12 protein-coding genes are annotated in these 13,408 nt (G+C 50.0%); 5 read left to right on the forward strand and 7 right to left on the reverse strand.

Features of this window, described 5'->3' with window-relative positions; genetic code table 11:
• Nucleotides 1-46 precede the first annotated feature (46 nt).
• Nucleotides 47-610, forward strand: coding sequence for a TetR family transcriptional regulator (locus CRO03_RS03425; protein WP_097110135.1), 564 nt, complete (start codon nucleotides 47-49; stop codon nucleotides 608-610).
• Here CRO03_RS03425 and CRO03_RS03430 read toward each other — a convergent pair whose 3' ends face one another.
• Complete coding sequence (locus CRO03_RS03430; RefSeq protein WP_097110136.1) at nucleotides 611-1,852, reverse strand: DUF2254 domain-containing protein; 1,242 nt, start codon at nucleotides 1,850-1,852, stop codon at nucleotides 611-613.
• Nucleotides 1,853-2,035: 183 nt separating this feature from the next.
• On the opposite strand from CRO03_RS03430, the gene CRO03_RS03435 reads away from it, so the two are divergent.
• From CRO03_RS03435 to CRO03_RS03450, 4 genes are all read left to right on the forward strand, one after another.
• Nucleotides 2,036-3,886 (forward strand): M1 family metallopeptidase, encoded by a 1,851-nt coding sequence (locus CRO03_RS03435; RefSeq protein ID WP_097110137.1) that lies wholly within the window; start codon nucleotides 2,036-2,038, stop codon nucleotides 3,884-3,886.
• A gap of 74 nt (nucleotides 3,887-3,960) precedes the next feature.
• Entirely contained in the window at nucleotides 3,961-4,305 is a 345-nt protein-coding gene (locus CRO03_RS03440) for a thiol-disulfide oxidoreductase DCC family protein (RefSeq protein WP_097110138.1), read from the forward strand.
• The gene (locus CRO03_RS03445; RefSeq protein ID WP_097110139.1) at nucleotides 4,302-4,685 is read left to right on the forward strand and encodes a hypothetical protein; all 384 of its coding nucleotides are present in this window, start codon (nucleotides 4,302-4,304) and stop codon (nucleotides 4,683-4,685) included. The genes CRO03_RS03440 and CRO03_RS03445 overlap by 4 nt, the downstream gene beginning before the upstream one ends.
• A gap of 9 nt (nucleotides 4,686-4,694) precedes the next feature.
• Complete coding sequence (locus CRO03_RS03450; protein ID WP_097110140.1) at nucleotides 4,695-5,132, forward strand: DUF3429 domain-containing protein; 438 nt, start codon at nucleotides 4,695-4,697, stop codon at nucleotides 5,130-5,132.
• 35 nt (nucleotides 5,133-5,167) lie between these two features.
• Here the strand turns inward: CRO03_RS03450 and CRO03_RS03455 are convergent, their stop codons facing one another.
• From CRO03_RS03455 to CRO03_RS03475, 6 genes are all read right to left on the reverse strand, one after another.
• Nucleotides 5,168-5,989, reverse strand: a complete 822-nt coding sequence (locus CRO03_RS03455) for an HDOD domain-containing protein (RefSeq protein ID WP_097110141.1) — start codon at nucleotides 5,987-5,989, stop codon at nucleotides 5,168-5,170.
• A 129-nt stretch (nucleotides 5,990-6,118) separates the two neighbouring features.
• A complete protein-coding gene (locus tag CRO03_RS03460; protein ID WP_170948928.1) occupies nucleotides 6,119-7,957 on the reverse strand; it encodes a putative bifunctional diguanylate cyclase/phosphodiesterase in 1,839 nt (612 codons plus the stop codon).
• Nucleotides 7,958-7,967: 10 nt separating this feature from the next.
• A complete protein-coding gene (locus tag CRO03_RS18595) occupies nucleotides 7,968-8,090 on the reverse strand; it encodes a hypothetical protein (protein ID WP_281256365.1) in 123 nt (40 codons plus the stop codon).
• Between the two features lie 21 nt (nucleotides 8,091-8,111).
• Nucleotides 8,112-9,164, reverse strand: coding sequence for an aldo/keto reductase (locus tag CRO03_RS03465; protein WP_097110409.1), 1,053 nt, complete (start codon nucleotides 9,162-9,164; stop codon nucleotides 8,112-8,114).
• 89 nt (nucleotides 9,165-9,253) lie between these two features.
• Nucleotides 9,254-10,348, reverse strand: a complete 1,095-nt coding sequence (locus CRO03_RS03470; RefSeq protein ID WP_097110143.1) for an endonuclease/exonuclease/phosphatase family protein — start codon at nucleotides 10,346-10,348, stop codon at nucleotides 9,254-9,256.
• Nucleotides 10,349-10,489: 141 nt separating this feature from the next.
• Complete coding sequence (locus CRO03_RS03475; protein WP_097110411.1) at nucleotides 10,490-13,333, reverse strand: M16 family metallopeptidase; 2,844 nt, start codon at nucleotides 13,331-13,333, stop codon at nucleotides 10,490-10,492.
• Nucleotides 13,334-13,408 lie beyond the last annotated feature (75 nt).

A 13,408-nucleotide genomic window follows, 5' to 3' on the forward strand; every position in this document is an offset into this window, starting at 1 on the left:
CAAGCCACTATACTTAATCAGCAACCTGACCAACAGATGAGGCAACATGGTAATGCCTGTGGATAAACAACAACTTGTCGACCGCGCCTTGCAACTGGCTGAACAAACGGGTTGGGAAGGCCTGCAATTAACGGCGCTGGCCAACAGTTTAAATATTGATGTGGCTGAGTTGGCGAAAGTCGTAACGCAAAAAGATGAATTGGCAGATGCCTGGTTTGACCGGGCCGATCAGGCAATGTTTAACACTGAGCTGGCCGGTGGCAGCAATGCAGCGGAGAAACTGGAACTGGCTATTCGCAGCTGGTTGAACGCCTTAGCACCTTACCAGCAACTTACCCGGCAAATGCTGTATTACAAGCTGGAACCGGGTCATGTTCATTTACAGGCCGCGGCACTGCTGCGAATTAGCCGCACGGTGCAGTGGTTGCGCGAACTGGCAGGCCTGCAAGCCAGTGGTAGCAAACGGATTGCTCAGGAGCTGGCGCTAAGCGCGCTGTTTACCACGGTATTTATTGGCTGGCTTTACGACACCTCGCCTGAACAAACCAGCAGCCTGAAGCGGCTAAAAGCAGCCATTGCTACCTTTATCAACCTGGGGCTCTGCCGGTAATCAGGTTAACTGCTTATTCAGCTGCTGCAGCAAATCAATATCCGGCTGATAGCTGATTGCCAGCTCCGCCCGGGCCAGTGCAGCAGCGGCGTGTGCTCTGGCGCAACGTTTAAATGCAGCACCGTACCCCGCCAGTGCCAGAAAAGCTTTTTGTAACCTTATTTGTACTTCAATGTTGGCTGCACCATCGCGAGCAATGGAAGTAAAAAAGTCATCAAACAGCTCATCCAGTTTCACTTCTGGTGCCCACACCCGCGAATATTTCACCTCGGTCTGGCAATTTTCCGGCGGCCAGTTGCTTAGCACTCTGACCCCACGGCCAATGATTTCTATCGCCGTGCCCGGGTCATTAATACCCGGCGATAATGCCTTAGAGGCAATCTCGGCCAGCACAATAACCCCAAAGCGCGGATCCTGGTCAAAACTGCGAAAATCGCTCAGATAAAACGCATCGAACAACTTTTTATCCGGCGCGGCATTACCGCCACTTAACCACATTAATGGCTGGTCTTTGTGGACAAAGGTGCCAGGCAGGCTGCTGATATAGACCCGGGTGTTATGCTCAGTAGCCCAGTCGTTCAGCGCTTTAATATCAATATGCTGGATATAGCCTATCTCGCTGGTGCACACAGCCTTTGCATCGTTTGGAATATCGGCCAAATCATTCAGCTGATTCGCATCCAGCCAGGGGTGATGCTCGCAGCGCTTTACAGCACGATATGCCTCATCTTCCACCCGGTTGGCAGTTTCACCTACCCGGCCAAGGCCCGACAAGTGCTCTATCCAGATCAGAATCGTCACCACTATCAGCAAAATAATGCCAATAGTCATAATAAACAGCACTACCCGGCCCGTTTCGCCATAGACATCGGCACTTAACAGGACAATGCCAACAATGCTGTATAAAAATGAGCCAACAAAGGTTGCCAGGGCATTCTGAGTGGTACTGTCGGCCATCAGCAACCGGGTTGCCCGTGGCGATACGCCGGTAGAGGCAGCGTTAAACGCCGCGACCATCACACTGAGCGAGAAAGTGGTAACGGTCAGCATACTGGTCGCTAAAATAGTCAGAATTTTCTCGGCCGCGTCGCTGCCGATGGTGCCACCCAGGCTGTCGGGAATAAAGCCACTTAGCAACACCCCCAGCCCCGGGGTAAAAAATGCCAGCAGGGTAAACAGCGATGTCCGCACCCACAACTTGCGACTTAGCTGCAATAATTGCCAACCCCATTTTGTTAACATAAGCCTGCCTTGTGGTTTACTGTCTCTTCAACATAACCAAAGGTGTGCGGCCTTACAAGTTTTGATGCTGCTACCATTGCAAACAACTGAGCCTTTGCCTGACAGCGTATTCGCATTACACTGAAGCACACTGCTGCACTTACAACTGAGTGCGTGCTACTTACATTGCACCCGAGGAATACTATGCTTAACCGTCTGATACTACTCTGCGCCTTGCTGCTAACCAATATAATAAGCCCCAGCGCCGCTGCCGTTGGCGATAGTTATACCTACGCTAATTATCATCAGGTAACGGTCAGCCACCTGCACCTTGATCTGGCCATGGATTTTGAGCAAAAAACCTTGAGCGGATTCGCAGATTTACAGCTTAACTGGCTGGTGAATGATAAAACCGAGGTTTATCTGGATACCCGCGATTTAACCATTGAACGGGTATATGGCAAACAGCGCGATGGCAGCTGGCAAAAAGTGCCGTTTAAACTGGCGGCACGAGATCCGGTGCTGGGCAGTAAACTAACTGTCAGCCCGGCGTTTCAGCCACAAATGCTGCGTATTCATTACCGCTCAGCCCCACAAGCTTCTGGGTTGCAATGGTTAAGCCCTGAGCAAACTGCCGGTAAAACTACGCCTTTTATGTTCAGTCAGAACCAGGCCATTCATGGCCGCAGCTGGATCCCGGTTCAGGACACACCGGCAGTACGCATGAGCTACAGCGCTCGTATTCAGACTACCGATAAGGTGTTGGTCGTGATGAGCGCCCCGAACGATCCGGCCACCGCCCGTGATGGTGATTACCAGTTTTATATGCCGCAACCGATACCAGCGTATTTAATTGCCATCGCCGCCGGTGATTTGCAGTTTAAAGCGATGAGCGAGCAAACCGGTGTCTATGCCGAGCCTTATATTCTTAAGGCCTCAGCCGACGAATTTGCCAGCACCCAGGCCATGGGTGACGCTACCGAAAAACTTTATGGCGAATACCGTTGGGGCCGCTACGATTTACTGATTTTACCGCCCAGTTTCCCGTTTGGCGGCATGGAAAACCCGGTGCTCAGTTTTATTACCCCTACCGTGGTGGCCGGTGACGGTAGCCTGGTGAATCTTATTGCCCACGAACTGGCGCATTCCTGGTCGGGCAATCTGGTAACCAACGCCACCTGGCGTGATCTGTGGTTAAACGAGGGCTTTACCTCCTATGTTGAAAACCGGATTATGGAGCAGGTGTTTGGTACTGATCGCGCCATAATGGAGCAGGCTTTATCGGTGCAGGCGCTGCAGGACGAACTGCAAGTATTAAGTGCCAATGACAGCATCCTGCATATTGACCTGCAGGGTCGCGATCCGGACGATGCGTTCAGTGGTGTACCTTATACCAAAGGCCAGCTGTTTTTAATGTATCTGGAGCAGCAATTCGGCCGTGATAAATTTGACCCTTTCGTGCGAAAGTACTTTGCCGACTATGCGTTTAAAAGTATCGATACCGCAACTTTTGTTAACTACTTAGATAAAAACCTGCTGCAACAGCACCCGGGCGTGGTATCGCCTGAGCAAGCCAAAGCCTGGATTTACCAACCCGGTTTGCCAGAAAGCACACCAATACCGCAATCTGATGCCTTTACCCAGGTACAACAACATGCCAGCAACTGGCTGGCCGGCAGTACAGAACTTAGCAGCCTGCCCACTGCCAACTGGACCGTGCACGAGTGGTTGTATTTCATCAACAACCTGCCACTTAGCATCAGTGCTGAACAAATGGCAGCGCTCGATAACAGCTTTGGGCTGACCACGTCAACTAACAGTGAAATTGCCCATGCCTGGTATTTACTGGCGCTGAAAACAGGTTATCAGCAGGTTTTGCCGCAACTGGAGCAATACTTAATCGGCATTGGCCGGCGTAAACTGATTATTCCACTGTATAAACAACTGGCCACTACGCCAGAGGGGCTGGCCTTTGCCCAGGCGGTGTACCAAAAAGCCCGACCGGGTTATCACCCGCTGGCTCAGGGCAGCGTAGACGAGCTGCTGGATAAGTAACACTGATCTAAACATTGATCTAAAACCAGCTGGCACCGTAACAGGTGCCACAACGGTTTTAACTGAAACGCATAATGAAAAAATTGTTTTATGATGGCAGCTGTAAGCTGTGCCAGCGCGAAATCAGCGCCCTGGCGCCAAAACTGACCCCACATCTGCAACTGGTCGACATCAGTGCAGATGGCTTTAACGGCTTTGCCGGGGTAAGTAAAGGCGCGATGATGCAACAAATTCATTTATGGGATCAGGATCATTTTATCGTCGGTATCGATGCCAGCCTGCATTACTGGCAACTGGCGGGTTACCGCAAACTGGTGGCATTTCTCAGGTTCACCCCCTGTTACTGGCTGGCCAGTAAAGCTTATGGGATGTGGGCGCGCAGCCGGGCAAATTGCTCTGATGGCAATTGCGCCTTGTGAGACCGCGCAGGCCAGGGCGTAACCGCCCCACTACCAAACAACATGATGCAACAGACAGGCAGATTCTGCGGCTGCATCAGGTGATGGTCGACAAGTTACTGGCCGACCCGTCTGGCTTACCCGCGATATATCAGCGGCTGGAGCAACGCTATCATGCCGGCCAGCTGCGGCACAGCGGTTATATTCACTGGCACAGTATTCTTGATTGCATTGACCAGCCCGAACTGTTCCGACGGGAACTGCTGGACGAAGGCGAGCGGATGCGCAAACTGCGCCGCCGCACCATTCTTACCGGTATTTTAACCGAGCAGGAGCGGCTGGAACTGCTATATGCCGGATCGGACGACGCAAATCATCAAGCCATCGACGCTAACAGCTAAGGACAACGCATGAAACTGGTCAACACCCTGGGCTACGCCGGCCTGCTGCCGTTTGTCTTGCTGCCACTGGCATATCATATGCAGTGGCAGGCTGGCAGCACGCCGTTACTACTGCTGTATCAGGTATACAGCGCGCTGATTTTAGGCTTTATGGCTGGCGTATTATGGCCAGTGCTATATCGGCCTGAAGACACCGCAGCTGGCAACAAACTGGCTATGCTGGCCGTCAGCTTTCCAGTAATCAGTATTATCGGCCTGACATTTATCCCTGGCTATTTCTTACTGCTGCATGCCTTGCTATTTGTCCTGCTACGGATAACCGAATTCAGCTCGGGCATTAACCAGCGTTACAGCAAGTCTTATCAGAGCCTGCGCAATGCCTTAACCCTGGTAGTCACTGTCAGTCATTTCGTGATGTATGTACTACTTACGTTATCAGTGAGCTAAACAGTTATAAACATGCCGGATACAACGCTCTTTTTCTATTCGTTATGTAACAGCATCGCCATGATATCGTCATCGTCTTCGGTAAAGTCAGTCATCCTGGCGTACACCGCTTCTAAACTCAGATGCGAAGCGTGAATAAGTTTTACCGGGAAGTCATCAAACACACCGTCTTTGACTTTTTCATTATGATTGATCATATATCGCGACAGGTAAATTAACGAAGCGAACGGTAACAAGACACCGCTGCCAGCGGGTTGTTGCTGCCACAGGATAGCATCGGCTATTTCGTCCGGGAATTTCCAGTATTTAGCCAGTTCACTACCCGCTGTAGTGTAATCGAAGCCGAACAACTCCTGCTCAGTTTTACGCCTGGGAGCCCCTGCTGCAACCTGTTGATCAATAACCTGAGCAAGATCAGGTTTTACAATATGAATAAGATACTCACCAATGCCATGCAGCAGACCACAGGTGTAAGCCACTTCAGCATCAACTTTCAACAATTTAGCAAGCCACTTCGCCCGGTTGGCCAACATAAAAGAGCGACGCCAATACGCTTTTAAATCAAAGCTGGGCGGCGCTTTAAAACTGGATACTAAACCGATAGACAACACCAGCGTTCGCAACGCATCCCGCCCCAATACTACCAGCGCATCTTTAACCGAGCCCACTTTACGCTGACCACCATAACGTGCCGAATTTGCCAGTCGCAATACTTTGGCGGTAATGGCCTGATCGCTGGTAATAATATTGGCCAGCTTTTCGGTAGATACATCGTCATCGTTCATACTGGCAATGAGCTTTTGCACCACTTCAGGAATACTAGGTAAATTAGTAGCTTTTTCGATCATTTGCTGCATGGCGTTTTTATTCCGACAGTAAACAGAGAATGCTTATATTTAAATCAGCTTAATGCTAACTTGCGATCTAAACAAGAGTTGAAATTGTTGAAGTAGTGAGAAATTTATTACAAGTCAACAAAATGTCAATTAACGATATTGCTGCTTTATCCACTCTTCAGTTTCTGCAACCGGTGCCGGCCGGGCAAATAAATACCCCTGATAACAGCGACAACCACTTTTTTGCAGTAACTGACGCTGTGCTTCGGTTTCTACCCCCTCTGCTACCAATTTCATGCCATAAGTGTTGGCGATGCCGATGATAGCATCAACGATAACCCAATCCCGGGGATTGGCCGAGCTGCCACTGCGAACAAAGTACTGATCAATTTTTACTTCATCAAACGGAAGTCTTGATAAATATGACAAGGATGAATAGCCGGTACCAAAGTCGTCCATCGAAAAACGGACGCCCAGTTGTTTAATTTGCTGCATTCTGGCAACGGCGTCATCCAGATTAGCCAGTACCAGGCCCTCGGTCAGTTCCAGGATCAGTAATTCTGGTATCAACTGATATTGCTGCAGGCATTGCTGTACTGTGCCGACAAAATCCGGCAGATAGAACTGGCGGGCACTGATGTTAACCGACATGGTTAAACCCGCCAATTGTGGATCATTCTGCCATTGCTGTAATTGCGAGCAGGCATTTTGCAATACCCATTGGCCGATGGCTTCAATCTGGCCATTGGCTTCTGCCAGCGGAATAAATTGCGCTGGTGAAACAGCGCCTAACTCAGGATGCTGCCAGCGCAATAAAGCTTCAACGCCAATAACCTGACCGCTATCTGCCAGTTGCGGCTGATAATGTAATTGCAATTGCGCCGCCGCGACTGCGTTTGCCAGTGCAGATTCCAGCGCATAACGTTGTTGTATTTGTTCTGTCATCGCCGGTGAAAAACACATCTGGCTGTTACCGCCATTCTGTTTGGCATGAGACAACGCAATATCAGCCCGTTTTAACAGTTCATCGGAAGACCCCCCAGTGCAGTCGGCCAGAGCATAGCCAAATGAAAAGCAACAGTGATAGTAGTGTTGGTTTAACTGAAAAGGCTGTTGCAATTGCTGACGTAACTGGCTGCAAAGTTGCTCCAATGTCGTCAGTACCTGTTGTTGTTCAGCCGGCAATGTTGCCAGTAACAACACAAATTCATCGCTGCTTATCCGGCCACAGCTGCTGTCTGGCGGTATTGCTTTGGTTAAACGTGTGGCGACCTGCTTCAGCAGTTCATCTCCGGCCTGATGCCCCTGCGTATCGTTCAGCCGTTTAAAGTTGTCTATATCAATTAAAACAACGGCAACGAAATGCTCTTCAGGGTCCAACTCATCACAGAGCTGTTGTAATTCCTGCTGAATTTTGCCGCGATTCAGCAGGCCGGTCAGCGGATCGTAATACGCCAGCTGCCTGATTCGCTGCTCTGTTTGTTTGCGGGCAGAAATATCGGTGATAAAGCCACTCCAACTTACCCCGCCGTTATCCCGTTGTGGTTGTGCATTACCAAGCAGCCAGCGAGTCTGGCCGTCAGCGGTTACCACCCGGTGTTCCTGGTGCCACAGGCTTAAGTCGGCTGCAGAGCTATAAATTGACTGTAGCACTGCCTCCTGATCATCAGGGTGAATTGCCTGCAATACCATCATGGCATCAAGTCTGGCTTGCTCCGGCGTCACACCATAAATCTCATTGATGGTGTCACTGGCATAAGGGAAGGTAAAATTGCCGTCATTATCTAAACGGAACTCATATACCAGTCCCGGCACTCTGGAAGCAATCCGCTGCCAGCGTTGATTAAGCTGTTGTACCTTGCCGTTGGCCTGAACACGACTTTGCTGCGCTACACGCACCTGACGACGCAGCAATAGGCTCAGCGCGACAAAGAATACTATGGAAACCACCACTACTACAGCCAACATGCCCAGAGTTTGCCAGGACATCACCGTCTCCTTAACCATGCTGATCACAACCAACGATACATTGACTGTGGCATGCCAGACGAGTGAGTCGATGCTGGCCATAATAAGCCAGGTTTAAATCGGTTAGCTCGTGGGTAAAGGCTAAAAATGCCATAGGCTATCCTGGTTGGCCTTGCTAAAAAGGCATAGGGTGCTGTTGCAGATACCGATTGATATCGTCGCTTAGTGCCGGACTCATCTTTACACCAAAGGCGGCGATATTCTGCTGCAGCTGCGCCAGGCTGGTGGCGCCGATAATGGTTGAGGTAACACCCTCTACCTGATTTACCCAAGCTAACGCCAGGGTAGCGGGGTCTAACTGATGACTGCCAGCCAGCTCAGTAAATGCCGCTATCGCCTCTGAAGATTGTGGCGTGTCGCGAAACAAACCATTGCGCTGCAGCATACTCCAGCGACTCCCCGCTGGCCTTGCGCCATTCAGGTATTTGCCCGTTAACGCCCCGCCAGCCAGCGGTGACCACGGTAAATAGGCGATATTTTCATGCTGGCATTGTTCAATTAAATAAGGCCAGTCTTTGGTATGCAGTACGCTGAATTCGTTCTGAATCGATACCATGCGCGGTAAGTTATGCTCAGCACTGAGTTTAAGATACTGGCTGATACCCCAGGGCGTTTCATTAGATAAGCCGCAATGGCGGATTTTGCCGGCTTTTACACAGCTATCCAGCGCCTGCAGTAAACCGAGGATTTGCTCTGTTTGCTCTGTGGCATTTACCTCAGAAAAACCAATACGGCCAACGCTGTGCTTACCGAAGTGCGGCGATACCCGGTTTGGCCAGTGCAGCTGGTACAAATCGAGATAGTCGGTTTGCAATCGTGTTAACGAGTCATCTACGGCCTGCTGCAATGTTGCGGGCGTCATTATGCCGCCGCCACGAATATAGGATAAACCACTGCCGGCCATTTTAGTGGCCAGGATAATTTTTGCTCTTTGGTCACGGTTGCGACTAAGCCAGTCACCAATTATTCGTTCAGTCGCGCCATAGGACTCAGCTGTTGGTGGCACTGAATACATTTCAGCGGTATCAATAAAATTAACGCCCTGCGCCAGGGCGAACGCCAGCTGTTCGTCGGCATCTTGCTGGGTATTCTGGGTACCCCAGGTCATAGTGCCCAGACAAACCCGGGATACTTCAATGTTGCTGCTGCCAAGTACTGAATATTGCATAAATAATCCGTTGTTAATCTGCTGGTTCAGCAGTTTTATGGTTTGCAAAAATGACGCTCATAAAACGCTGAAATCAGCTATTTTGCCGGTTACCGGGTTACCGCCAGCGCTTCAGGGCGGTGAACCTGTTCAGGTACTACCGCCTGGGCTGTCATTTTATCCTGCGCCAGCTCTTTGTCATCCTGATCCGGGTCCACACCATCCTGCGGCTGTTGCCGGCCGGTGTAACATAAACGGATCAACATTGGAAAGTGATCAGAGCCGATAGACGGCAAACGCTGTAGCTGCTGCAAGGTAAAGTGGCTGCTATGAAATAAATGATCCAGCGGCCAGCGCATAAACGGATAGTCGGCATGAAAGCTGTTATACATACCCCGCCCGATCCTGGGATCGAGTAAGCCACTGATTTTACGGAACAAGCGCGTAGTTTCCGACCAGGCCACGTCATTTAAATCACCGGCAACAATCACCGGTGTTTTAACCTGTTTAACGCTGGCAGCGACCACCAGCAATTCAGCATCCCGCTCTGCTGAGCTGGCATTTTCAGTGGGACTGGGTGGTGCCGGATGCAAAAAATGTACGGCAATCCGGCTACCATCTGTTAACTCTGCTTCGGCATGAACCGAGGGAACGCCTTCCTCCACCAAAAACTGCAATGACGGATTGTGCAGCGGCAGGCGTGAGTAAACGTGCATACCGTATAAATTGTCAAGCGGACACTTTACGCTGTAAGGATAATCATCACTAAGCTGGTCAAGTTGTTGCTGCCACCAGCTATCGGATTCCAGCGTAACCAGAATATCTGGCTGATGCTGCCGGACCAACTCAATTAACGCCTGAGCATTGCGGTTAGACGCCAGCACATTAGCATTAAGAATAGCAATGCACGGGCTGTCACTTTCAGCCGCCGTGGCCATCACCTCTTTGCGAAACAATGGCGTGTAGGGCACTATCCACCACAACTGAAACATCAGGCAGCCAGCACTCACCAGCAGCATCGGCCATTGGCTTGCCTGGCTGAAATCGATCAGCAGCAGCTGCACCACAATAATAAGCAAAGCCAGCACGGCCAGTTGCAGCCGTGGAAAATCCAGACCACGCACCCACCAGGCTTCAAACCGCCACAATGGCAGTAAAGTTAATACTGCTAACAGCAAGCTGGCCAGCCATAATCCGATAAACATTAATCTTTCCCTTTAAACCTGATACCCAGCCACTTTAGGGGCTTAGCCTGCAAAATGCCAGTAATACCCCGGTGCATTCCACAATAAAAGCCCGGAAATAAAAACGCCACCGGCAGGTGGCGTTTTGTTTAACCAATTATCTTATAAAGATAAATCTTCCACCGGATAACCCAGTGCTTCCAGTTCTGGTCGCAGTACCGCTGAGTCACCCACTACCACTATCACCATTTCCTTCGGATCAAAGTGTTGTTGCGCCAGTTGGTTTATCTGTTGTTTACTGATGTTGGCAATAATGGCGTTGCGCTCATCAACAAAGGTTGGCGCTAAATCATGCTGCAGGATCTGCGCTAAAAAACCCAGCTTGGCATTGGGTGTTTCATACTTTAACGCATCACGCTGATTCAGTGCCCGGCGCATAAACGCCAGCTCCGGATCAGTTACGCCCTCAGCACTGAAGCGGTTAAGCTCATCGATAAACTCTTTAACCGACGCGGCAGTGGCATCAGCGCGCACTGCAGCAGAGGCAACGAATACCCCGGTGTAACCGTCGGCGCTGAAACCGGTGCGGGCACCATAAGTGTAACCTTTGTCTTCGCGCAGATTCAGGTTGATCCTGCTGTTAAAGTTACCGCCGATGGTAAAATTCGCCAGACCGGTTTTAAAGTATTCACCGGTAATATCCTCAGATAAACTGCGTTTACCAATCCGGATTTCGGACTGCGGTGAGTCATCTTTATGCACCAGATAAATTACTGAACCGCGACTGCTATCAGCCGGCACCTGCACATTCACTGCCGGCGCTGTACCGGTAAAGCCGGTAAGTGGCGCAATAGCCTGTTGCAGCTTAGTTTTGGCTAAATCTGACACCACGATTAACTGGCCGCCATCGGGTTTAAAGTGGCTTTGGTAATAGGCTTTAACATCTTCCAGGCTCAGGTTAGTGACACTGGCTAAGGTACCACCACCTGGCTGCCCTAAAATGCTGTCACCATACATTAATTTGCGAAAGGCATTGCTGGCCAGGTAACCCGCATTTTTCTCTGATTGCTGAATACCCTGCAACCGTTGCTGTTTCAGCCGATTGAAATCATCCTCTTTAAAAGCGGGCCGCAACATTTTTTCCATCAGTAAATCAATGGTCTTATCCAGATTCTTGCTCAGGCTTAATACATACAGCTGAATATGTTCATCACTGGAACTGATACTGATATAACTGCCCAGCTTTTCCAGCTCCAGGGCAATTTCTTCGCCGGTAAAGTTAGTGGTATCTTCATTCAGCATCGCAGTTAACATACTGCTTAAGCCGGTTTTATCCGGGCTTTCGTAGTACAGGCCGCTATTCAGTTTTAACAACATGGCGGTTGTAGGCGTTTCATCGCTGGCCGCCCCCAGTACTTTAATGCCGTTATCCAGACTGCTTTGCCAGTATGCGGGTACCGTAACAGCAGGGTTAACGCCGGCTTGCGGTTCAACACTGCGATCAAAGTCATCCGTTGCCCGGCGGACCTGTAAATCCTCGGCGCTGGTTTGTGACGGGCCACCAAAATCCATTACTTGTGGGCTGAAATTGTCAGCTGCGGCAATTAAATCCAGTTTGCCCCGCGGTACCACTGACATCACCACTGAGCCTTTACCTTTCAGGTAAGTATTATAAACCCGCATCACGTCTTCTTTGCTTACCTTATTAACCCGGTTTAAATCGTTTTGCAGGTTATCCGGGTTGCCGGTCAGGGTTTCATTAATCGCCAGCTGACTGACTTTACCAGACACGCTTTGCAGGCCATATATAGTGTTGGCCTCCATTTGAGCCTTCACTTTTAACAAGTCGTCGTCATTGACACCGCGCTGTTCAAACTCTGTCAGGCTTTGCCGGATCAGCGCTTCAATATCTGCCAGATTTTTACCTGACGCCGGGTGTGGCAGCGCTAACAAATTGAAAGTACAGGCCAGTTCCGCACAAGGGTGATTAACATTGGCTTGCACAGCTATCTGAGTTTTTACCAGGTTTTTATAGAAAATAGAGTTTTTGCCGCCACCCAGGATTTCCGCCAGCACATCCAGCGCCGCTTCATCTTCATGGCGCAAGTAGACGGTAGGGTAAGACATATAAATCAGTGGTAAATGGACGTTATCTTCCATTGAGATGTAACGGTCGCTGTCCAGTGATACCGGCTGTTTGGGGGCAGCGGTGACGTCCGGCCCCCGAGGAATAGAACCGAAATACTGCTCAACCAATGGCAACACTTCATTAGCCGTCACCGCTCCACCTATAGTGACAGTGGCATTGTTAGGGCCATACCAGCGCAAAAAGAAGGCTTTCACGTCATTTACGTTAGCGCGGTTTAAATCATCCATATAACCAATAACCGGCCATGAATATGGGTGGCCTACAGGATACAAGGCCTGAGACACCCGCTCGCCAAGCCGGCCATAAGGACGGTTATCTACCCGCTGGCCACGTTCGTTTTTCACCGTTTCACGTTGCACTTCAAATTTCTGCTCGGTTACTGCATCCAGTAGAAAACCCATCCGGTCTGCTTCTAACCACAGCATTTTTTCCAGCTGATTCGACGGTACCGTCTGGAAGTAATTGGTACGGTCAGAATTGGTGGTGCCATTTAAGGTACCGCCGGCTTCAGTAACAATCCGGAAGTGCTCTTCATCACCGACGTTTTCAGAGCCCTGAAACATCATATGTTCAAAAAAGTGGGCAAAACCTGATTTACCCAGCTCTTCCCTGGCGGAACCGACATGGTAGGTGACATCGACATGTACCAGCGGATCAGAATGATCTTCATGCACGACTACCGTTAAGCCGTTATCCAGCTGATATTTTTTATAAGGTACCGACACCCCGTCTTTTTGCTGGGTATGTTCAGTTATCAGTTTTACGCCTTGCGGCAGCTGCGATGCAGGGGGTTGCTGACTACAGGCACTGATACCGGCTACCAGGCCCATTGCCAGCACTATTTTAGATAATTTCAAAATCAGTTTCTCCAGATTTATTCTTGTTGTCATTTTGTTTACAAGCGCATCTTAAGTGTTAAAGCAGGCTGAGTC

Source organism: Arsukibacterium tuosuense (assembly GCF_900215315.1).
Lineage (GTDB): Bacteria > Pseudomonadota > Gammaproteobacteria > Enterobacterales > Alteromonadaceae > Alishewanella > Alishewanella tuosuense.

Bases quoted from the DNA above. Each gene is read 5' to 3' on its own strand.
- CRO03_RS03425 (WP_097110135.1), top strand. From the start codon at position 47: ATGGTAATGCCTGTGGATAAACAACAACTTGTCGACCGCGCCTTGCAA.
- CRO03_RS03430 (WP_097110136.1), bottom strand. From the start codon at position 1,852: ATGTTAACAAAATGGGGTTGGCAATTATTGCAGCTAAGTCGCAAGTTG.
- CRO03_RS03435 (WP_097110137.1), top strand. From the start codon at position 2,036: ATGCTTAACCGTCTGATACTACTCTGCGCCTTGCTGCTAACCAATATA.
- CRO03_RS03440 (WP_097110138.1), top strand. From the start codon at position 3,961: ATGAAAAAATTGTTTTATGATGGCAGCTGTAAGCTGTGCCAGCGCGAA.
- CRO03_RS03450 (WP_097110140.1), top strand. From the start codon at position 4,695: ATGAAACTGGTCAACACCCTGGGCTACGCCGGCCTGCTGCCGTTTGTC.
- CRO03_RS03455 (WP_097110141.1), bottom strand. From the start codon at position 5,989: ATGCAGCAAATGATCGAAAAAGCTACTAATTTACCTAGTATTCCTGAA.
- CRO03_RS03460 (WP_170948928.1), bottom strand. From the start codon at position 7,957: ATGTCCTGGCAAACTCTGGGCATGTTGGCTGTAGTAGTGGTGGTTTCC.
- CRO03_RS18595 (WP_281256365.1), bottom strand. From the start codon at position 8,090: ATGGCATTTTTAGCCTTTACCCACGAGCTAACCGATTTAAACCTGGCT.
- CRO03_RS03465 (WP_097110409.1), bottom strand. From the start codon at position 9,164: ATGCAATATTCAGTACTTGGCAGCAGCAACATTGAAGTATCCCGGGTT.
- CRO03_RS03470 (WP_097110143.1), bottom strand. From the start codon at position 10,348: ATGTTTATCGGATTATGGCTGGCCAGCTTGCTGTTAGCAGTATTAACT.